Here is a 21,247-nt window from a genome sequence, read left to right as displayed (position 1 = left end):
CGCGACAGCGGAGAATGGCGTCCTGAAAGCTGATTCAAAGAGATAAGAGAAGAGGAAGAAGACATGATCGTTTTGAAGGCAACCCAAGACAAAGTTCTTGCCGCGCTGCAGTCGGTGGCCGGCATCGTGGAGCGGCGTCATACCCTGCCGATCCTGGCCAATGTGCTGATCCGCAAGACCGGCGGCCAGCTGCAGCTGACCACCAGCGACCTCGAGATCCAGATCCGCACCACCGCCGAACTCGGCGGCGACGAGGGCAACTTCACGACCACCATCGGTGCGCGCAAGCTGATCGACATCCTGCGCACCATGCCGGCCGACCAGACCGTGAGCCTCGAATCGAGCGCCAGCAAGCTGGTGCTCAAGGGTGGCAAGAGCCGCTTCACGCTGCAGTCGCTGCCCGCCGAAGACTTCCCGCTGGTGCAGGAAGCCGCCAATTTCGGCCCCGTGTTCAGCGTGCCGCAAAAGACGCTGAAAGACCTGCTCTCGCAGGTCTCGTTCGCGATGGCCGTGCACGACATCCGCTACTACCTGAACGGCATCCTGTTCGTGGCCGAAGGCAAGCAGCTGAGCCTGGTGGCCACCGACGGCCACCGCCTGGCGTTCTCGTCGGCCCTGCTCGACGTCGAAGTGCCGCGCCAGGAAGTGATCCTGCCGCGCAAGACCGTGCTCGAAATGCAGCGCCTCTTGTCCGACGCCGAAGGCGCCATCGAGATGCAGTTCGCGAACAACCAGGCCAAGTTCAGCTTCGGCGGCATGGAGTTCGTCACCAAGCTGGTCGAGGGCAAGTTCCCCGACTACAACCGCGTGATTCCCAAGAACCACAAGAACACCGTCACGCTCGGCCGTGCACCGCTGCTGGCCAGCCTGCAGCGCACCGCCATCCTGACCAGCGAGAAGTTCAAGGGCGTGCGCCTGAACATCGAGCCGGGCACGCTGCGCATCGCGTCGAACAACGCCGAGCAGGAAGAAGCGCAGGACGAGCTCGACATCGACTACGGCGGCGACAGCATCGAAATCGGCTTCAACGTCACCTACCTGATCGACGCGCTGTCGAACATGGACCAGGACATGGTCAAGCTGGACCTGGCCGACTCCAACAGCTCGGCCTTGTTAACCATCCCCGAGAACGCATCTTTCAAGTACGTCGTGATGCCGATGCGCATCTAGACCCCCCAGGACACAGCGCCTTGCGCACACAACCCGCGGCCCCCCGCGGGTTTGCGCTTTCAAGAGGCGGCGAATTGAGCTTTTGAGAGCCCGAAAAATCACGGGAAACCCGTGAGAGACAGAGGAATATCCGAATGAGTGCAGAAGAGAACAAGCCCGACGTGCCGCACACCGAGCCGGTCTATACCCCCGAAATCCAGATCGTGGCGCCCGAAGGCGTCCCCGCCGACACCAGCTACGGCGAAGGCTCGATCACGATCCTCGAAGGTCTGGAAGCCGTGCGCAAGCGCCCGGGCATGTACATCGGCGACACCTCCGACGGCACGGGCCTGCACCACCTCGTGTTCGAAGTGGTCGACAACTCCATCGACGAAGCGCTGGCGGGCCATTGCGACGACATCGTCGTGACCATCCACTCCGACAACTCGATCTCCGTCACCGACAACGGCCGCGGCATCCCGACCGGCGTGAAGATGGACGACAAGCACGAGCCCAAGCGCTCGGCCGCCGAAATCGCGCTCACCGAACTGCACGCCGGCGGCAAGTTCAACCAGAACAGCTACAAGGTCTCGGGCGGCCTGCACGGCGTGGGCGTCTCGTGCGTGAACGCGCTGAGCGTGAAGCTGCGCCTCATCGTGCGTCGCGAAGGCAAGATCCACGAGCTCGAATTCAGCCGCGGCTTCGTGCAGAACCGCCTGCTCGAGACCGTGAGCGGCGTCGAGGTCTCGCCCATGAAGATCATCGGCGACACCGACAAGCGCGGCACCGAAGTGCACTTCCTGCCCGACACGGAAATCTTCAAGGAAAACAACGATTTCCACTACGAGATCCTGAGCAAGCGCCTGCGCGAGCTGAGCTTCCTGAACAACGGCGTGCGCATCCGCCTGCTCGACGAGCGCACCGGCAAGGAAGACGACTTCTCCGGCGCCGGCGGCGTGCGCGGCTTCGTGGAGTTCATAAACAAGGGCAAGACCGTCCTGCACCCGAACTCGTTCTACGCAGCGGGCGAGAAGCCGGCCGACACCTACGGCGGCATTCCCGGCACGCACATCGGCGTCGAAGTGGCGATGCAGTGGAACAGCGGCTACAACGAGCAAGTGCTGTGTTTCACCAACAACATCCCGCAGCGTGACGGCGGCACCCACCTCACCGGCCTGCGCGCCGCGATGACCCGCGTCATCAACAAGTACATCGAAGAGAACGAGTTCGCGAAAAAGGCGAAGGTCGAAGTCACCGGCGACGACATGCGCGAAGGCCTGTGCTGCGTGCTGAGCGTGAAGGTGCCCGAGCCCAAGTTCTCGAGCCAGACCAAGGACAAGCTGGTGTCCAGCGAAGTGCGAGCCCCGGTGGAAGACATCGTCGGCCGCCTGCTCACCGACTACCTGCAGGAGCGCCCGAACGACGCCAAGATCATCTGCGGCAAGATCGTCGAAGCAGCCCGTGCCCGCGAAGCCGCGCGCAAGGCCCGCGAAATGACGCGCCGCAAGGGCGTGCTCGACGGCATGGGCCTGCCCGGCAAGCTGGCCGACTGCCAGGAAAAGGACCCCGCCCTGTGCGAGGTCTACCTGGTGGAGGGTGACTCCGCCGGCGGCTCCGCCAAGCAGGGCCGCGACCGGAAGTTCCAGGCCATCCTGCCGCTGCGCGGCAAGATCCTGAACGTCGAGAAGGCACGCTACGAGAAGCTGCTCACCAGCAATGAAATTCTCACGATGATCACCGCGCTGGGCACCGGCATCGGCCGCGCCGGCGCGACCACGGCGGGCGGCGGCGCGGACGACTTCAACGTCGCCAAGCTGCGCTACCACCGCATCATCATCATGACCGACGCCGACGTGGACGGCGCGCACATCCGCACGCTGCTGCTCACGTTCTTTTACCGGCAGATGCCCGAGCTGGTCGAGCGTGGCCACATCTACATCGCGCAGCCGCCGCTTTACAAGGTGAAGGTCGGCAAGGAAGAGCAGTACCTGAAGGACGGCCCCGCGCTCGACGCCTTCCTGCTCAAGGTCGCACTGAAAGACGCGAGCATCGACACCGGCGGCGCCACCTCGACCACGCTGTCGGGCGACACCCTGGCCGAGCTGGCGCGCAAGCACCAGGTGGCCGAGGCCGTGATTGCGCGCCTGCGCAACTTCATGGACGCCGAAGCACTGCGCGCCATCGCCGACGGCGTGGCGCTCGACCTCGACACGCCGTCCGCCGCCGAGGCCTCGGCCATCGCGCTGCAGGCCAAGCTGCGCGAGCTCAACACGACCGGCGTGCCGGCCGAGGTGAGCAGCGAGTTCGACGCCCGCACCGACAAGCCGCTGCTGCGCATCAGCCGCCGCCACCACGGCAACATCAAGTCCAGCGTGATTTCGCAGGACTTCGTGCACGGCGCCGACTACGACGCGCTCGCGCAGGCCGCCAACACCTTCCGCGGCCTGCTGAGCGCCGAAGGCGCGCTGGTCAAGCGCGGCGAGGGCGAACGCGCCAAGGAAGAAAAGGTCGACGACTTCCGCCAGGCCATGAAGTGGCTGATCGGCGAAGCCGAGCGCGCCACTTCGCGCCAGCGCTACAAGGGTCTGGGCGAGATGAACCCCGAGCAGCTGTGGGAAACCACCATGGACCCGACCGTGCGCCGCCTGCTGCGCGTGCAGATCGACGACGCGATCGAAGCCGACCGCGTGTTCACGATGCTGATGGGCGACGAGGTGGAACCGCGCCGCGAGTTCATCGAGCAGAACGCGCTGCGCGCGTCGAACATCGACGTCTGATCGATCTGTAGACGCGCGCAAAGTTTTGCCGATTAGGAGGCAAAGTCTTGCCGGCCGGCGCGGTGTCAGGTAACCATGGCAGCCGACGGGCCTGCCCGGCGTTTCTCATCTGCGGAAGTTGGGGGCGATTTGAGCTTGCACCGGAGCCTCACCGGCCATCTGTGCCTAGCTCATTTCTTCCTTATGGCAGCTTCACATAGGTCACATTGAACTCCTTGCTCTGCCGATGCTGCTGCATGCGGTTGGCAAAGCTAAAAGCGTCGTTCATCTCGCAGCGCTGAAACACGTCCAGACCGCGGCTGAGCACTATCTTCCAGCCGTGGTCGGTGGTGACGTCGCGGTCGTGCTTGGTCCCTGAAGTGTCGTAGACCCAAGAGAACTGAATACCAATGGATAAGCACGCCGAAGCCATCTTCTGAAAGTTCTCGGTCTGGCGGTCACCGTTGAACTCGTCTTCCACGGTGACAACATGAACTGCCACCTCGTCCTCAGGCGCGGAGCTGCGGCTGATGGTTTCCAGCAGTTCCATCAAGTTCCGCTGTTGATGGAACATGCGCAAATACGGGTCGGTCACGACGATCCGCTTCGAGCCTTCCAGGTAAGGGCCGAACAGCTTGTCGAACGACACGCCACGCTGGTTCTCTTGGAACACCAAGTGCTGCTCCTTCAGCAGCCTAGGAGCCGACGAGGTACTGCCCACGGGTGCGATGGCGGGCACTGCCGCCGACACTGCCGATGGCGAGGGCTCAACTTGCGTCGTCGTATCCAGCGCAGGCGATGTCTCGGAAAGGGTCTCCATCGCAACGCGCTGGTGGTAGGCCCCTGGATACTCCTCCTCTTCCAGCGTCGCCACAGCATGCTCTGTGCCCTGCTGATCGAAGTAGGTGAATCGAACGGCCGGATATGTCGAGTCAATCCGCAGCAATTGATCCTTGACTCGTTTTCTGCCTTCAATCGCCGCCTGCAGGAGCGCCTCGATCTCCTCCGCGCTTGCCTCCCCGTGGGGGTAGAGTACCTTCATTAACCCTGAGAAGGTCTTGTTGATGCCATCGCGGTCACGCGTCGAAATGTCGTCAGACAGCCTGAAGTGCGCCTTGTACCGATCTGAGAAATCATGATTGCGCAGCGCACGCAGGATCTCAGCCAAGTAGTCCACGACGAAGCCGTAGCCGCTGGAGAACATCTCGCCTCGAATCACATCCACTTCCCAGCCCGGGATGTAGCTGTGGATGCGGTCCAGAAAGGCCGAGTCATGGAACTTTTCTGGCAGTGGGTCGAATAAGTCCGAATGCTTGAGCATGTAGGGCACCGTGTGGTCGGTATTGCCCACGAACACCATGCTGGCCTCTGCGCCCAGCGTTTCCACGCCGCGCGAGAACGACTTGTTCGCCATGTAGTTCTTCATGATGTCCACCAACGCCTTGTCCACGCGTTTCTGCTTGCCGGCGAACTCGTCGAAGGCTACGACATCCCAATAACCCACCAGGCCCAACTTACCCGTGCCGTTGTGGACGAACAGCTTGGGCACAGTCACCTCCCCGCCTGAAATCAGAATGCCGTGCGGCGAAAACTCCGAGAAGATGTGTGACTTGCCCGTGCCCTTGGGGCCTAACTCGATAAGGTTGTAGTTGCGCTCGCAGAAGGGGATCAGCCGCACCAACTGGCTGAGCTTGTTGCGCTTCCCGAACATCTGCGGGTTGAAGCCCACGCTTTGGATCAGCAAGTCAATCCACTCGCCCGTGCTGAACTGCCTGCGGGCCTCAAGATATCCGTCGAAGTCGAAATGGGAGAGCTGGATTGGCTTGATGGAAGCCAGCACCCATGGCGACGCGTTCTTATCCTCCGTGAACATGTACTCTAGGTCTGCAATGCACCACACGCCGCCTACCAGCAGCTTGGGGTGCGCCTTCACCGTCGCCGAGTCGATGATGACTTTCTTGATGCCTAGGTTGGCAAACTCGGCCTCGTAGGCATCCGACTTGTCGTTCAGCGCCACGCTGATGCGGTCGATGACCTTGTGCCGGCCCTTCTCCTTGATGGTGGAGCGCACCAGGCCAGCCTCGTTGCGATGCACGTAATGCTTGCGCAGGATCTCGCGTACTGTGTCGATGCCGGCCTGGATGGAGGTTTCATCGTTGGTCGCGCAATACTGGCCTAGCAGGTACTCCAGCACATAGGTGGGCACGATGGCGTTGCCCTTGACCGTCTTGACGAGGTCCTTGCGAACCACCAGCCCGGCGAAATGTTGATTGATCTTGTCGTCCAGTTGGCTCATCGGCGCCCCCTCGGCATCTGTCTTCAAAAGTCGAACTCGCTGGTGAACGAGCGACGGATCGTGTATCGCGCAGACTGGTACAGCTTGTGATGGGTTGTGCCATCCACCGGCTCGTCCATGCGCAGTTCGACTTGCTGGTTGTTGTAGTCGTCTGCCTTGCGACTGAGGATGAAACGCACGGCGACCTCGCGCTCGCGGGGGTTAGTGGACGCCATGTCGAAGGTCAGTTCCTGCATGTCTGAAATCGCTTCACCTGCCAGCGAGTAGAGGCCCACGCGCAAGCGACGCAGTTGGCATTTTTCGGTTACCGGCTCAGATTGGTACAGCACCACGGCCAACTGCCCCGTCGTGATCGTCTTTCCGCCACCGCCAATTAACTCCACCGTCACCTTGCCTACATCGCTCTGACGTTTCTTATTGATACTGATGACAGGGATCACCACTTCCTGCAAGGTGGCGCCACCGTGCACGAAGCGGCTGCCTGAGCCCTTCAGCCGCAACCGGTTGATGGATTTGGGGATCTGCACCTGCAGGCTGCCCGCTAGGCCCAACTGCTCAGGCTGAAAGGTCTTGAAGCTGCTGTGTTCATGCAGCCCACGTCCCAGCACAAAGCGCCTATCGCTGTACAGGATCTCGTCGCCGCTGGATTCGGTACTGAGGAAGTCGCTGTCTTGCAGCGGGTGGTGTTGGTAGATAAAGCCGTGATCAGCCGTCACCACGATGTTGCTGGCATTCGCGTTGGCCAGTTTTTTAATGACCTGTAGGAGTTCCTTTAGCGTCTCTTCTGCCGCGCCGAAGACGCGCTCTTCGGTGTCCCGCGTGTCGCCCGTTTTGTCGATCAGATTGTGATAGACGTACACCACATCGTGGTCGCGCACCAGGGTGCGCGAATCCTCCTTGCCCATGGCCAGCACCTCCTTGGCCAGCACGGCGGTGGACGCCGCCACGGTCTGGGCCAAGATGCGGCCGCGGTTCGCCGTGCCGGTGGCGCTGATGCCATCGATCGTGACTTCGCCACTGTCGTTCTCGACGATCTGCAGCGTCTTGTGCGGCAGCAGCGATGCCATCCCCAACTGGGTGTAGCTCGGCAAGCACGACAGGGCCGGCACCAGCTCTGCGTCAAAACGGTCTTCGCGACGAATCAGGCTCTGCAGCTCCTCCCCCACCTCGTAGCGGAAGGCATCGGAGATCAACACGCACACCTTGCCCTTGCGTTCCAGATAGGGCTGCACAAATCGCTCGAAGAAGTGCGCTTGGCTAACCACCGGCGCCGCCTCCCACTGCTGGCACGCATCCACAAAGCGCTGCCAGCGCACGTTCAGGTGCGACAGGAAGTTGTTGGTGTACAGATTCTCGACCTGCTGGCTCAGCGTCTGCAACAGCGAAGTCTGGCCCGACTCGCGCGCATGGAAGATGAACTTGCGGTAGCGCTGATCCAGCTGAAACCAGCTCTGCGTGTACTTGTGAACGCCGTCGACCAGCGAGTCCATCTCCAACTGCGTCAGCTCCAGTGTTTGCATGAACTGCGCCGCGTGCTCGATGGCTTGGTAGACATGCTGGTAGCGATCGAACCAATGACCTTGGCGGCGCTGGCGCACCCATTGCTCCACCTCTTGCGCGCTGACCGTGCGGGCCGTGACCTCTCGCACCAGCTCGCTCAAGATCTTGCGATCGATGGCTTCGAAATCGTCCACCGGCATCAGCGTGCGGTATTGCAAGCTCTGCAGCCGGTCCTCCACCTGCAAGAGGTCCGCACAATGCTGTGACAGGGCCTCGAAGGCCTGCGCATGGGCACGGCTGTCTTTCCAGCGCTGGATGAAGACCTTAGACTCCGACGTCAGCCGTGGCTTGAACGTCGGATCCACCTCACTCAGGAAGCAGTTCTTGAAGAGCTCTATCACGAAGTCCCGCAGGCCCGGCTGCTCACTGACGTAGCCATAGGCGCGCTTCATCTGCTCCCAGAAGTGCGCGCTCAGACCACTACGCTCGATCAGTTTCCACTTCGCATCCGAGCCACTGGCCAGCTCTGCCAGCAGGGCCTCCAACATTGCATCCAGTCGAGTGCCTTCATGGACGCACACCGCAAGCATCTTCTGAAGCACAGCGTTATCGCTGTCGCCAGGTTCCAGCAAGGCTTTGAGCTTCTCGCGGCGCTTGGCGGCTTCGAAGAATGCCAGGTGGAACTCCAGCAGAGGGTAGGTATGGGGACCCAATTCCAACTCGGCCAGCCACAATGCCACCTGATCGGTGCGGAAGGTGCTGCCGCTGGCCAGCTGAACGTCCAGCAGCCAGTTGACTAGGTATTCGGGCTCCGGCCCGTCCTTAAACAGCAAAAACTTCTGGGCGGGATGCTCGCGCAGCACGCGGTACTTCACGCTGAACTCGTTGTTGGCAAGCTCGATTTTTTCCACGCCCGGCAGGTTCAGTGCCTCGAAGTCGGCGCGAAACTCGCGCCGCGTGTCATACCAGAACACGATGCGCTGTTTCTCAAACAGATTGCCTAACGCCTGCTGGATCTTGAGGTTGCTCATCGTCGGTCAATCCTCTTCCTTGGCATCCAGCCCGGTGATTTTTTTGATCGCCGCGCCGAATTTCAGATAGTTGACCTTCACACCGTCATCAAGGTTAATGGCCTTTTGCTCGGTGGCCAGCGGGTAGAGCACGTCGCGCTCGTACTCCTCCAGTTCGGTTAGCACCTTGGCAAGCCGCTCCACCTCTTTCAGCGCGCGCGTCTTGTCGCCCTGGCTGGTGGCGGGGTTGATGCTCGACGAGACCTGACGCTCCTTCTCGGTGCTAAGCTTCTCGCGGTAGTCGCGCAGGTACTTGAGCACCACACTCACCGTGTCCGGGCGGTAGCGATGCATGTAGATCAGCGCATTGAAGCTGCCCCTGGGACTCGCAAACAGCCAATAGATGGGTCGCTTTTTGTAGCGCTTCACATGGTCAGCGTAGAACTCGCCTAGGAAGTAATCCCGCAGGCTGTAGTTGCGCTTGCCCTTGATGTTGAGCGCCCGCTCGATGAAGGCCAGGTTGTCTTCGTAATGCGTTTCGCCAAAGGCCATACGCAAGAACTGGCGGAAGCGCAGAGTGATGTCGTCGGCGAACCAGTCGCCATCCAGCAGCGGGATCACGTTGTCGTCATCGGCAGGGAAGCGGGCATGCGGCATCTGAAGCAGATAGTCCGCCAGGGTCTCGCCCTGATTGGCCAGGATCAGCCCAGGCTTCTCCAGGCTGTAGCGGCCCAGCATGCAGCCCACCGCATAGCTGACCAGCTCGCGCATGGTGTCGGCCAGCAGCAGGGCTTCGAGCTGTTCTTCGCTCTTGTCGCTGCCGTAGCGGAAATGCGGGTTACAGGTGAGCGTGATCTCGTGCAGCGGCACCTCGGGCGTGAGTTCGTCCTTCAGGCCGTAGGCGTCGATGAAGATGCGGTTGTTCTCTTCCTCAAGGCGCCGCATTTCCAGCAGCATCTCACTCCAGCGAGATCGGAGCTTCTGGTAGCCCGCCTTCAGCGTGGGCTGGCGGTGGTCGGGATACAGCAGCGGAGGGTACGTGAAATCCCAAGATGTCTCGTAGAAATCCCAATCCGACTTGGAGATTGCAATGGCTCTTCTGCTTCCATCCAGAATCCGGCTATCGATGACTTTGCCGACGGGCAGTGTACCCACAGGACCTTCATGGTAATCAAGCGTTGGGCTAATGCATTGAAGTAATGGATTAACGATGGATGAGTTGCAAAAGGCAAGTGCGTGCAAGAGACGATCGCTTTCCTCGAAAAAGCACATCGACCCCTTGGTCTCAAAAATAAATCCGGTCGGCACGTATCTCATTGAGAGAGAGGCACTTGACAGCGACGACCACGTTATCCCCTCCTTGAAGTACAGGTGCTCATTAACAACGCGCTTGGATGCACTGCCATATCGTGCTTCGACGATCTGCTTTATCTCTTCGCCGTCATTCTTCCAATTAACAACATAGTCGTTGTTGCCGAACCACTTCCTGAATCCACCCCCCTTCTGACACGGATACCATTTGGATTCGATTTGTGGCATTGCAGGGAAGGAGGTGTCCTGTCGAGCGCACTCAAACCAGAACCTAAGGAATCTGTCGTTGTCAGTTGTTGCCAAGCCTTGACGTGGCTTTGCGACGTCTGCAAGGCTCTCGTGCTGGGAAAAACTGTTTCGAAGTTGCGTACTAGGCCAATACGCAATTGGTATTCCCGGAATTTTCCGAAAGTCTTCGGACGAAGCCCGAAAGAAGAAGTCCTTGACCCCCTGTTTACGGTTGGTGTCCTCGTATTCGCTCATTCTTTTTTTCCCGTCGGCAATACCTTGCGGCCAAAATCGATTTCAAATCCGTTGTGCGCCGGCTTGAACGGCTGGGCCGGTGAGCGGCGACTATTCTGGAAAGCGCTTAGCGCGTGCACATTGATCCCGCCGATCACATAGCAGTCGGTGATACCGCCCTTGACACGCAGCAGGCAGCGTTGCAAGCGGTCCTCGATCGACATGCACATGTACGGGCTATTCATCTTTGCTCTTCAGACCATGCGCCGCTGATACGGTGGAAATTTGTTGCCATTCGTCAGCAATTTCCTTCCAGTCCACCTTGCGGTCAGTCTCAAGTCCCAAGCTGTCTTGACCTGACCACACTGCCCAGAAATCGGGGTCGTCCGACTTCGGTCGATGGTGCTCGGGCAACGCATTCATCTGCACCAATACCGGCAGCTCAGACGCCCAACCAAGCAAAATAGCGTGACGGGACGGCAGCGATGGCAAGTCGCGTAGCAGGCCGCGCAGGTTGTCGGGCACCAATTTGTGCACCAGTTCCTGGTCGCGATCGTTACTGATACGATGCAGCAGATAACTGTTGCACTGGGACAGAACCGTGGGCGACAGCTCGCTGGGGCGCTGCGAAGAAAGTACGAGCCCTAGTCCAAACTTACGACCTTCACGGGCGATCTTCTCGAACACCTGGCAGCAGATGGCGGCTGAGTTTTGGTTTTCCGTGTCGTCGTGGTAGCGCTTGATGAAGGTGTGCGCCTCTTCCATCACGAGTACGGTGGGCAAGGTCTTGCCGTGATGCAGCTTGCGGTAGCGCTGCAGCGCCTCCAGCGTCATGCGGGCGATCACGGCAGTGATGATGTGCACCACCTCGGCAGGCACCAGCGAGAGGTCGATGACGGTGATCGAACCATTCGATGCCTCGTTGTCGCCGATGTAGTTTCGCAGCCAATCGTCCAGCGTGAGATCTTGGGCGCTGCCCGAGACGATCTTCATGCGGCTGTCTGACAACAGGGTGCGAATGCGCATCTGCATGGTCTCGACGTACTCGGAGACGCCGAGCAGTTCGGCGGTGGCCTCGACGCTGCGGAGAAGCTGGTCGCCGGTGAATGGGCGCGGCACGTCGGCGTCGATGGGCAGGATGTCGGTGTCACTGCCTCCAAACACGGAATGCGTGCTGCTCAGCGCGCCAAGCAGTGAGCCAATCTCTTGAGGGGTGAAAATGGCGGGCCAATCACCCGGATGTGCAGCCAAGAGCGTGGTGATGTGTTGAATCAAACCGCCTAAGGCGGAGCTTTCGGGAGCATGGAAAGTCGCGTTGTCGGCCAAGCCCTCTTTCCATCGGATCAGCCTGTCACGAAATCCTTTCGCAGGCCCTGCACCTTTCCACGGGTTCCCGGAGCTTCGTTCAACTTGAATCGCCGACACAAGCGTACGCAGATAGCGGCGCATCTCATGGCTGGGCGTGACGGTGGCACCAAAGACGCCATCTCGGACCGACCGTAGCGCTTGGACCAGGGTCGGCCGCTGCGTCTTGGCGCTGGCCTGAGTAAAGGCCGCCCACTCGGCACTGTTCCAGAACCAAAGCGGGATCTGGAGCTGCTCAATACCGTCGCTGGGTTCAACTGCAAACACCCGCACCTTGCTCATGTCACGAAAGGTGTTTGCATACTCGCCATTGGGGTCGAGCACGATGAAGCGGGCGTTGGGTTCGGCGCCGTTACGGGCCTTGCGCGCCTCGTCCATTGACCAACGGATCAAGCCTGCAACTGAGCAAGACTTGCCGCTGCCGGTGGTACCCAGCACCGCCAGATGGCGGCCGAACAAGCGGTCCGGGTCGATCTTGACCTCGGCATTAGCAGCCAGTGGGCTGATGCCGACCAGCACATGCCGGTTGTCTCCAGACTCAACGATGGCGCGCAACTGGTTCTGTGTGGGCAGCATCACTGCGTCGCCAACAGTCGGGTAGCTTTCTACACCGCGCCGGAAGCGATAAACGTCATTGCCGTTTGCGTCTTTACTCTCGTAAGCAAGCACCCCCAGCGGGTTTAAGCTCATCTTGCGCAAGGGGTATGGCAAGTCCACCAGACCGAAGTCCTGCATGCCCTTGCGTTTGGGGTACTGCGAACGCTCGATGGTGATCCACTCGACCTGGGCGACCAGATACCCTTCGTCACCTGGGATCAGCACATAGCCGTTGATGCGCGGGAAGGGGCGCGGTGTGCCTGTATTTAGCGCCACGCCATCGGGCGCCTCGATGTCGAGCAGCACCTTGATTTCATCGGGTGAGACGAAATCGATGGTGCCGATGCGTAGCGAGTCGGCATAGGCCAGGGGGGACATGCTCATTCGGGGTCACTCCCGTCCAACGCACCTACCTCTGGGGCTGCGGCTTTGGCAGACTGAGGCTGTGTTCCCATGCGCTGCTTGAGCAGTTCGCTCATGCGGAAGGTAGTCTTGTCGATGGCCGGCTTGGGCAGATAGTGCTCGGTCAGCGTCATCAAGTCTGCCAAGGCCGGACCGATCAACAGGCTGATCTGGGAGGGCCGGCCCAGCTCTCGGTAGGTCTGCATGACCCGGCCCAAAGGATCGTCATACGACATCACCACCAGATGCGTCGAGGGGATGGTGAGCATGTCGCGGATGACGCGGTTGATGTGCTCATCGCCAAAGCTGTAGCCGTAGGTCACCAGCGTGCTGTTCGGGCGGCACACTGCTGCCGCGAGATCGCGGAACAGCTCTACATAGGGGTAGTCAGCGGTCTCCCTGTCCTTGGCGGCGTTGGGATAGATCATCAGTTCGTGCGCTGATGCCCCATTCACTCCCGGCGCGTTCAGGTAGGGCTCAACGGTGCCCGCCCCGAACGGCAAACCGATACGGCGAATGTCTTTGCCCGTCTGGACCCAATCCACCGAGCCATGCAACTTGGTGTAGCGGGCCACCCCTTCCAGATAGCGCGGCTCGCCACGGATGCCGGGTGGGTTGCAGTGCATGTCCAGGTCCAGCCGAGAAGACCGGAAGATAGGCATCAGCTTGCCCAGGAAGCGGTCGAGCAGGTGCAGCCCGGCCAACTCCGCCCCTGCCTCAATCAGCCGGTCGTAGTTGGTGGTGAAGATGTTCAGTCGGTCACGCACCCCAGTGCGACTGGCGAAGCTCATCAGGAAGGTAACGAGGGTGTTGAAGGCCTCCTCCCGCAGGTCCTCAGCTGCGCGGGCAATACCCTCTTCGCTCCTCAGGATCGACTTCGCGAAGTCCTGCATGCCGGTCTGAAGCTCCGCGCGAAGAGCTTCGGCTTCGGTCGTTTGCTGCAGGATCTCCAGGCCACGCAGCAGTTCGTTTGCAACGCGCAGCTGGTCTTCCAGGTTGCCCTTTTCACGCCCGGCGGCCTCTGCAGCCTTCTCGGCAGCCTGATTGATTTCGGTTTGATGGTGACTTAGCGCCAAGGCGCCCATGCCTGCGGCACCCTTGCCTGCTGCTAGGTAATGCACCGCATGGGTGAGGCCCGAGCCAGCGAGCAGCGACAAATGCTCTGACTGGAACAAAGATGTCAGCCAGGGCTCGATACGGTTGCGGAGTTCCTTGCTCCCGAAAGTCTTGCTGGTGAGCCAAGCGGCTTGCGAGCCATCTTGGAGTTTGAACGCATCACCTTCTGCCGTGAACTTTAGCGGCTGATGGTCATCTCGAATCTTGAGCGTGTTGACGGTCATTCTTCTCTCCCCTGGGCATGATTTGTTGCTACGCCTTCGCGACCCGCGCTGCCGGCCATTTCGGAAAGCTCGCGTTCCAAAGCTCGATGTTGAACACCTGGCAGTTCTCGACCAGCTGGCGTTTCCAGCGCGATACAGACTTGCCCATCGGTGGAAGCTTCTTGGCGATTTCATCCGAAAAGTTCGGTAGCAGCTCGTTGTCTTCGAGCGTGACGAGGCTGACGTAGTGAACCGGCTTTTGCAGGCACTCCTCGGCCCAGCGGTACAGGAAGGTGTCGATGAACTTGGCGGCAAAGGTGTCGCTCAGCGTGCCGTCTTGCAGCTCGCCATGAAACTTCGCCAGCCCCTCGGCCTGGGCCTTGGGGTTACCCGGGTCTTTGACCTCTACGAAGACTATCGCCGTCTCCAGTTCGACCACGAAATCGACGCGGTGCATTTGCCCTATGCCGTGATAGCCTGGCTGGTCGGCCTTCATCTGGTCGAAAACGATGGCGTCAACGGCATCGGTGAAGTCGATTTCCAAGTCACGTTCGCGCAGCTTCATTTGCCCAGACCTCCCATCTTCCGCGAGACCTGTTCCTTGGTCAGGTCATTGAAGGTCTCGGCAATGGCATTCGGCTCAATGGCACGGTAGTCGTCCATGCTGTCGTGGCGCACCTGGCCGGCGTCTGCATCCCGGGACAGCACGTGGAAGCGCACCTGATCCCCCTTGCCCTTGTCCATCAGGAGGTCAAACCACTTGAGCAGCACGTAGTCGTGCGTGGCCAGGACGATTTGCTGGCCGTTGCGCGCTAGCTCCAGCAGGGCCAGCACCAGATCCTTCATCAGCTTAGGGTTGAGATTGGATTCGGGCTCGTCCCACAGTAGAGGGCCCGAGGTACCGGGGCTGAGGCCGCCGTTGCTGAGCAGGCGCTGCAGCACGCCGATCTTGCGAAAGCCCTCGGCTGTCATGCCGCTGGACAGGCGGTGTTTGCTGCCGGGCACGAACTTCCATTCGGTACTGTCCTGGTACATCTGCGCGTGCTGTGCCGTGCTGCGAGTAGCGGCGTCTTTGTCCTTCTCCTCATAACGGCCCGGCTCGAACACGAAGCGGCCGTTTTCCAGCAGGTACTGACCACCGATCAGGTTGGCCAGGCGAGGCACGATGCTGGCGAACTTCGGGTCGAGCTGAATCTTTGCGTTCAGCTCATTAGCGCCTTCGCTCACGAGCTTTCTTGCGAGGTCCAGGTAGCCGTCGTCGAAGATGCGCTCGATAGTGGGCAGGTCGGACTCCTCGGCCGTCAGGCCACGCACCAGCGACAACACCTCCTTGGTCGGGATGTAGATGGCGGGGGTGGACTCGCCCGCTGCGTCGATGCTGACCTTGACAACCTCAGCACTACCATTGAAATGTGCACTGATGGACTGACCGGATGCGAAGGTCACGCTCAGCTGTGCATCGCCGCGTGTCCCGGCACGCCGCAGCTCGCCCACTTGTTCGTTGAGCGGGTGGTACAGCCGGCACAGCTTGCGAGCCAGCTTTTCATCTGCTTGCTCCCCATGTGCTTCTGGCGCGCTCATCGCTAGCAGGGCCTTGAGCAACTGGGTCTTGCCAGTGCCGTTCTCGCCAATGATGACGTTGATGCCCGGCGAGAAGTTGATCGCCAGATCGGAGAAGGCGGTGAAGTTCTTGAGCTGCAGCTGGGTGATCATGCTGCGCTACCTTGGGCGATGGCCTGGGCCATCATCTCCATCTTTTCTGCTTCCGAATTGCCATCCACAAGGCGCAGGTATCCGCCCCGGTAGTCTGGCTTATGGGAGTTTTCCAGCACAAAGGCCGTGGTGGACACCACTTCACCGCCAATGCTGTCGAAGGCCCGCGCGCCCAGGTGCGCCATCGAGAGAATGGTATGCCGATTCAAGATGCGGCCGCGCAGTGCCTCGAAGGATGACAGGAACATCCAGCTCTGCATGGTGATCATGGCGACTGCTCCGCCCTTCACCACGAGGTCCAGATTGCGCTCGATGAACATCGCGAACAGGTCGGACTTGCTGTTGGGGTAGGTTTCCTTTGCCCAGGCGCTCAAGCGCCCGTTCATGCCCTTGCTCCCCATGTACGGCGGATTGGCGACCACCACCGCGTATCTCGCGCTCAGCGCCTCAGCCGTGCGCAGCACGCTAAGCACGCGTTGGTGCGTGTCGGCCAGGAAGAGGTTACCGGCCATGTCCTTGGTTTCGAGCGTGGCCAGCACGTCGGCGACGCTGCCGACCTTGGGCACGATCAGCGAACCGAAGTTGTCGGCCTCGCTGAACTGCTGCAGCGTCTCGCGCAGCCCGTAGGTGAACAGGTCGCGGCCCACATGGCCCATGTACTCGTCCAGCTCTTGGCCGCTGAACTCCACCTTCGCCAGCACGGTGATGTTGGGCTTGACGCGCTTGTTGAAAAAGCGGCGCTGACGAGCGCGGGCCTTCATGGTCAAGGCGAACGCGGCCAGCTCACCGGCGCGCTCGTCGAGCTCTAACCCAAAGAGGTTGTGGGTAAGGATCTTCTCGGGGATGTCGGCAGCGTCATAGCCTTCTTCTTCGTAGATGGCGTAAAGCAGGTCGAAGGCGTAGGTCAACATGTGACCCGAGCCACAGGCGGGGTCACAGACCTTGATGTCTTCCGGGCCCTTGATTTTGAGGAAGTCGGTCCCCGCCTTCTCGGGCGGGATGTAGTAGGCCATCTGCTCGGCCAGCCTGGAGCTTGGGCGGTTGAGCAGCCACAGCCGGCCCAGCGAGTTATCCACCAGGTAGCGCACGATCCAGTGCGGGGTGAAGAGCTGGGTGGCGGCGGGAATGTTGTCCGGCGTGATCTTCTGGTTCTTCTTCAGCCCTTCGAAGACGGCATCCTTCTTCTCGGAAATGTAGAACTGGTACAGCCAACCGATGACTTCCACGCTTTCGCAGGCCTCCGGCGTCATGGCCTCGCGGGTGTAGGCCAGGATGGAGCTGCCCGAGAGCAGTTCGTCGGGCATCAGTAGCTCGGTGTAGTCGTCGATGCGCTCAAACAGGAAGGGCATGGCTTGGTGCCAGGCGTTGCACGCGGCGACGACCAGCAAGCGGTACGCCTCGCCCTGCGGGTCGTGGCTGGGGCTCTTGCTGGCCAGCAAGTCGGCAACCAGCTGCCGTATCTTGGCCGGCACCATCTCCTCGTCGATGTGGCCCATCTTGGCTTCCAGCAGAATCTCGGGCTGGAACTGGCCTTCGGCTGGGGACACGATGCGGATGCGCGTGTAGCGGTTCACATCCATGAAGCGCAGCGCACAGAAGCGGTTGAACCAGATGTAGGCCACACGTTCGGTAACCCACGACTGACTGTGATCCTTGATGGCCTCCTCCAGTTTCTTGACGGCCGCAGCGCTCTCGCGCCGTGCCGTGCTGCCGTCAGACAACACCAAGACTAGCTTGGCGCTGACTTGCTCGCCCAAGGTGCGGCGGGCGAACTGGGCGAATCTCTTGAGTTTGCTGGTTTCCATAGCCGGGCTCAGATCTGCACGCGGTTGCCGGCATGGATTTCCTTCAGCCAGGCTTCACGCTGTTTGTTCAGGTAGTCGTCGAGTTCGGCCTCGTTGGTCAGCCAGGGCTTGGCGTAGCTGAACTTGATGGTGCGGGCCGGCACGAGCTTGGGCTCGGGCTTGGCGGGCGGGGGAGCCACCGTGCCCCCTGACAGCTCGAGTGTTCCGCCACCAGCCGTCTTTGGTGTTGGGGCTGGCGCCGGGGCTTCGCGCCTCGCCCACTGCCCCAGCTGTACCAGCAGCTGCGGAAAACCTTCGTCCTCGAAGTGCCGCAGCTGATCGCGGATCATGGCGATGCGCTTATGGCCTTCGAGCGCGCGGCGAGTGTCGGCAAAGGGCAGGGTTAGCTGATTCTGTTGCGCAGCGCCGAGGCGGGCATATTCATCTGTGGATTGAAGCCTTTGTTCCAGTTCTGACAGGCGGCTGGAAGCGGTGTCTTTTTCGCTGGCCAGTTGCTGAGCAATTGCTTGTTCCAACGCATCCAGTTTGGGTTTGAGTTGCTGCAGCCGGTTGCCTTGCCAGGGCTTGCCATCGGCAAGGATGTCGCGCACGGCGTCCACTTCGGCAGCGGACACATAGGCAAAGTTGTCTTCCTGCTCGGCCGCCAGCGCGCGGGCTTGCTCAAAGATGGCGCGCTGCGGGCTGTTCATGAAGCGCCGCAGTGGGTCGATTATGTTTTCCTTGGTGTCAAGCAGGGCGTCTTCGGCGCGGGCAAGGTCGGTCAGGAACCAGTTGGGGTTCTTGCCCGCCACGTCTTTCAGCGTCGCCAGCACTGGCGTCAGCACGCTCAGGAACGGAAACTGCGTCTTCTGCCCGAGCAGGCCGGCCAGTTCGATCTCAAGCTCCTTCAGTGCATCGATGGCCTCTCGCGCAAGTGCTCGCGCCTCGTTGCTGTTGGCTGGCTTGTCAAAGAAGTCGGCAAAGAAGTCCTTGAGTGCGCGCACCTGGGAAGCGCTGAACTCCACCTGGGGTTCCAGCACCAGTGACGCATGGGAATTGGTGTTGCGCAGGCTGCGTTCCAGCACGTCGCGCTCCAGCGAGTTGCTGTCTTGCCGCACCTCGACCTTGCCTCGCGCGCACAGCAGCGCCAGGTTGCACAAGATAGCTGCGTAGTACCAGCCATAGCTCTTGCGCTCGAAGCGCTCGATCAGGCTTTTGACCGTGGTGCGCACGCCGCCCCGGGCGTTGCCTTGAATGAAGGCCAGCAGCTCTTGCTCAGCTTCGGTGAGGCTCGTGGCGTCATTGGCAATCAGCCCGTCTTCCATCATGCGCAGATGCTTGCCAATATCCGCCTCGTTGAACGGCACATCGCGCAGCATGTGCAGGTTGGGATAAGTGGTTTGCAGCAGGTGCTCGAAGCCTTTGAGTATGCGGGTCTGGCCGTCTTCGGTGCTAACGTCCACATCTGCAGCATTGATGATGAGCGTGGCCTTGCCCAGCAGCAACTTGGCACGCACCTGCAGCTCGTTCAGGCGCTCAGTGTTCTGGAAGCCCTTGGCATCCAGGATGCGTTTGACGGCCTCCTGAGGAGTGTTGCTGTTTTGGCGGATGTACTTCTCGGTGCGCTTGTACATCGTCAGGTCTTGCATGAAGCGCACATCGGCCGGCAACACGACGCGCAGTTCATCGCGACCCATGCTCTGCATGCGCTGCAGCGTGACGTTGTCGAAGTTGTCCGACAGCGGTGTGACGATGTGGATGGCCAGTTCGTGCTCGCGGCTTAGGGCGCGGTCATCCATCTTGCGGGTGTAGGCGTAGTCCTGGCCGTTGCTGTGACGGATCTTGCGCTGCTTGATGACACCGTCGAACAGCAGCGTCTCCAGCTCTTTCAGGATATCCGTGCTCTCGACTTCTGTATTCTTGATTTCCTCCTCGACGTCTTTTTCTTCGTCGGTCAGGTACTCGTACAAGTCGCCATTGCGCTGAATGTAGGTCTGCTGCTCCAGCTTGTTGAGTGCGGCTTCCAAAAGCTTGCGCTGAGCGGGCAAGTCGTCGCCGAAGCGCTCCAGCATAAGCACGCTGAGATTGCGCAACGTGGCTTTGAACTCCTTGACGTACTTGACCAGAAAGAGCGCCTTGAGAACGCGCACGGCGTAGTCGTCATGCAGGTGACGTTCGGCATTGTTGATGGCGCTCTGGATGGCACTCTTGAGCGCGCCACGGATGCCCTCGAACATTCGATCAAATGTCGCCAATTGGCCAACAGGCTTCGGGTCAATTGCAATGGCCACATCCCGGAACACGCCGAGCATGGAGCGCTCGCCCACGGAGTTGGCCTTGCCTTCAAAGCCGTTGTGCTGCGAGAGGCCCCGGATGGCAGCCTGGAACAGCGGGAACTGGTAAGGTACGAACGGGTAGCAGTAAGTGAAGTGCTCAGCGTCACGGAAGTTCGTGTACTGCTGCCCACCATCGGCGAACTCAAACAGTGTCTTGAAGTTGTTGAACTGCTGTTCGTATGTGGTGGCCAGCAGTTCAGTGCCAATGTCGTTCTTGGTGAGCAGACGCTTCTGAATCACCTCGGCAACGTCAGCGCTGGTGAGCTTTAGCCGGTTGGCGAAGCGGGCCTGAATCTTCGAGAAGTCGTTGCTTTGCTGCTTGTTCATGTCACCTAGGACGGAGTTCATATCCTCCTGAGCGGTGACGATGATCCAGGCGCGGCCTTGACACTTGGTGGCCAGGCTTTCCGCGACAGTCTGCAGGTTGGTCATCAGCTTGGTGTTGTCGGCGATGTACTGTCCAACCTCGTCTACGAAGAAATTAAGACGGAAGTTGGCCGGCTTCTTGTCCAGCCATGCCTTTACTTGTTCGCTGAAGTCTTCAATGGACACGCTGTACTGCGCGCGGTACTTGTCCAGGATGCCCTTGGCCAGTGTCAAATCTTCACCGGTGATTTCCGCATAGGCGCGGGCGATGTTTCCCGCCTCCAGCAGCGCTTGCTCTCGGCCGCGTTCCCAAGGCTTGTTGGCGTGCTGCTGATAACTGACCTTGAAAGCGTCTAACTGGTTTCTGCTGTCTAGGTCTCGCTCAAAGTGGGCGATGTAGCCTTGCTTGCCGAAATAGCCGCATGTCTCGTTGAAGACTTTGACGAATACCGAGAGCAAGGCGTCAGCCTGACTCTTGCTGATGATGTCGGCCTTCTGGTCGATGTTGAACAGGATGCTCTTCGAGGGAATTGCCACGGCCTTCTTCAGCGCGGCGCGCAGCAGCTCGTCATCTTTCGAGATCTTGGGAAGGATGATGTCGAGTGCTGTGCTGCCATCGATGCTGCGGTTCTCCAGGATCAAAGCCAGCATCTTCAAAAGGTGTGACTTACCCGACCCGAAAAAGCCAGAAACCCAGACGCCATTTGCGCCGTGGTAGTCGTTGTAGGCGTCCAGAAAGTGTTCAAGACGCTTGGCAATCTCGTCGGTCAGCACGTACTCGTTCAGCTCTACGTACAGGCTCGTCTCGTCATCGGCCTTAATGACGCCTTCTATCGGGCGGCTGACCGGCTGCTTGAAAATGCGATTGAGTTCCATGGGGG

General features: G+C 60.2%; 12 protein-coding genes. 2 read left to right on the top strand and 10 right to left on the bottom strand.

Annotated elements, in window-relative coordinates; translation table 11 throughout:
• Window positions 1-63 precede the first annotated feature (63 nt).
• Together dnaN and gyrB are read left to right on the top strand one after the other, a co-directional pair.
• Entirely contained in the window at window positions 64-1,170 is a 1,107-nt protein-coding gene (gene dnaN, locus AC07Q9_RS17690; RefSeq protein WP_099794246.1) for a DNA polymerase III subunit beta, read from the top strand.
• 134 nt (window positions 1,171-1,304) lie between these two features.
• The gene (gyrB, locus tag AC07Q9_RS17685; RefSeq protein ID WP_495311004.1) at window positions 1,305-3,926 is read left to right on the top strand and encodes a DNA topoisomerase (ATP-hydrolyzing) subunit B; all 2,622 of its coding nucleotides are present in this window, start codon (window positions 1,305-1,307) and stop codon (window positions 3,924-3,926) included.
• 181 nt (window positions 3,927-4,107) lie between these two features.
• On the opposite strand, the gene brxL is transcribed toward gyrB, so the two are convergent.
• Genes brxL through brxC form a run of 10 tightly spaced genes read right to left on the bottom strand, consistent with a single transcriptional unit; the run spans window position 4,108 to window position 21,242 of the window.
• Window positions 4,108-6,201: a BREX system Lon protease-like protein BrxL gene (gene brxL / locus AC07Q9_RS17680; protein WP_495311003.1), complete on the bottom strand. Its 2,094-nt coding sequence runs from the start codon at window positions 6,199-6,201 to the stop codon at window positions 4,108-4,110.
• Between the two features lie 23 nt (window positions 6,202-6,224).
• Window positions 6,225-8,732, bottom strand: a complete 2,508-nt coding sequence (gene pglZ / locus AC07Q9_RS17675; protein WP_495311002.1) for a BREX-1 system phosphatase PglZ type A — start codon at window positions 8,730-8,732, stop codon at window positions 6,225-6,227.
• Window positions 8,733-8,738: 6 nt separating this feature from the next.
• A complete protein-coding gene (gene pglX / locus AC07Q9_RS17670; RefSeq protein WP_495311001.1) occupies window positions 8,739-10,505 on the bottom strand; it encodes a BREX-1 system adenine-specific DNA-methyltransferase PglX in 1,767 nt (588 codons plus the stop codon).
• The gene (locus tag AC07Q9_RS17665) at window positions 10,502-10,708 is read right to left on the bottom strand and encodes a hypothetical protein (RefSeq protein ID WP_495310999.1); all 207 of its coding nucleotides are present in this window, start codon (window positions 10,706-10,708) and stop codon (window positions 10,502-10,504) included. Before AC07Q9_RS17665 ends, pglX (AC07Q9_RS17670) begins: the two co-directional genes overlap by 4 nt.
• Window positions 10,709-10,721: 13 nt before the next feature.
• Window positions 10,722-12,830, bottom strand: coding sequence for an ATP-binding protein (locus AC07Q9_RS17660; protein ID WP_495310997.1), 2,109 nt, complete (start codon window positions 12,828-12,830; stop codon window positions 10,722-10,724).
• The gene (locus tag AC07Q9_RS17655) at window positions 12,827-14,188 is read right to left on the bottom strand and encodes an SIR2 family protein (protein ID WP_495310995.1); all 1,362 of its coding nucleotides are present in this window, start codon (window positions 14,186-14,188) and stop codon (window positions 12,827-12,829) included. Before AC07Q9_RS17655 ends, AC07Q9_RS17660 begins: the two co-directional genes overlap by 4 nt.
• Before the next feature lie 28 nt (window positions 14,189-14,216).
• The gene (locus AC07Q9_RS17650) at window positions 14,217-14,732 is read right to left on the bottom strand and encodes a hypothetical protein (protein WP_495310993.1); all 516 of its coding nucleotides are present in this window, start codon (window positions 14,730-14,732) and stop codon (window positions 14,217-14,219) included.
• Window positions 14,729-15,880, bottom strand: a complete 1,152-nt coding sequence (locus AC07Q9_RS17645) for an AAA family ATPase (protein ID WP_495310991.1) — start codon at window positions 15,878-15,880, stop codon at window positions 14,729-14,731. The genes AC07Q9_RS17650 and AC07Q9_RS17645 overlap by 4 nt, the downstream gene beginning before the upstream one ends.
• On the bottom strand, window positions 15,877-17,685 hold the full coding sequence (pglX, locus tag AC07Q9_RS17640; protein WP_495310990.1) for a BREX-1 system adenine-specific DNA-methyltransferase PglX: 1,809 nt from the start codon (window positions 17,683-17,685) through the stop codon (window positions 15,877-15,879). Before pglX (AC07Q9_RS17640) ends, AC07Q9_RS17645 begins: the two co-directional genes overlap by 4 nt.
• A gap of 8 nt (window positions 17,686-17,693) precedes the next feature.
• Window positions 17,694-21,242: a BREX system P-loop protein BrxC gene (gene brxC / locus AC07Q9_RS17635; protein ID WP_495310989.1), complete on the bottom strand. Its 3,549-nt coding sequence runs from the start codon at window positions 21,240-21,242 to the stop codon at window positions 17,694-17,696.
• Window positions 21,243-21,247: the final 5 nt, after the last annotated feature.

The sequence above is a fragment of the Variovorax sp. GW821-FHT09A10 genome (assembly GCF_059418385.1).
Note: the sequence above shows the minus strand (reverse complement) of the source record. Positions and strands in the feature narration are given on the sequence as shown.

Coding starts and splice junctions, on each gene's coding strand:
- dnaN (WP_099794246.1), top strand. CDS start 64: ATGATCGTTTTGAAGGCAACCCAAGACAAAGTTCTTGCCGCGCTGCAG.
- gyrB (WP_495311004.1), top strand. CDS start 1,305: ATGAGTGCAGAAGAGAACAAGCCCGACGTGCCGCACACCGAGCCGGTC.
- brxL (WP_495311003.1), bottom strand. CDS start 6,201: ATGAGCCAACTGGACGACAAGATCAATCAACATTTCGCCGGGCTGGTG.
- pglZ (WP_495311002.1), bottom strand. CDS start 8,732: ATGAGCAACCTCAAGATCCAGCAGGCGTTAGGCAATCTGTTTGAGAAA.
- pglX (WP_495311001.1), bottom strand. CDS start 10,505: ATGAGCGAATACGAGGACACCAACCGTAAACAGGGGGTCAAGGACTTC.
- AC07Q9_RS17665 (WP_495310999.1), bottom strand. CDS start 10,708: ATGTCGATCGAGGACCGCTTGCAACGCTGCCTGCTGCGTGTCAAGGGC.
- AC07Q9_RS17660 (WP_495310997.1), bottom strand. CDS start 12,830: ATGAGCATGTCCCCCCTGGCCTATGCCGACTCGCTACGCATCGGCACC.
- AC07Q9_RS17655 (WP_495310995.1), bottom strand. CDS start 14,188: ATGACCGTCAACACGCTCAAGATTCGAGATGACCATCAGCCGCTAAAG.
- AC07Q9_RS17650 (WP_495310993.1), bottom strand. CDS start 14,732: ATGAAGCTGCGCGAACGTGACTTGGAAATCGACTTCACCGATGCCGTT.
- AC07Q9_RS17645 (WP_495310991.1), bottom strand. CDS start 15,880: ATGATCACCCAGCTGCAGCTCAAGAACTTCACCGCCTTCTCCGATCTG.
- pglX (WP_495310990.1), bottom strand. CDS start 17,685: ATGGAAACCAGCAAACTCAAGAGATTCGCCCAGTTCGCCCGCCGCACC.
- brxC (WP_495310989.1), bottom strand. CDS start 21,242: ATGGAACTCAATCGCATTTTCAAGCAGCCGGTCAGCCGCCCGATAGAA.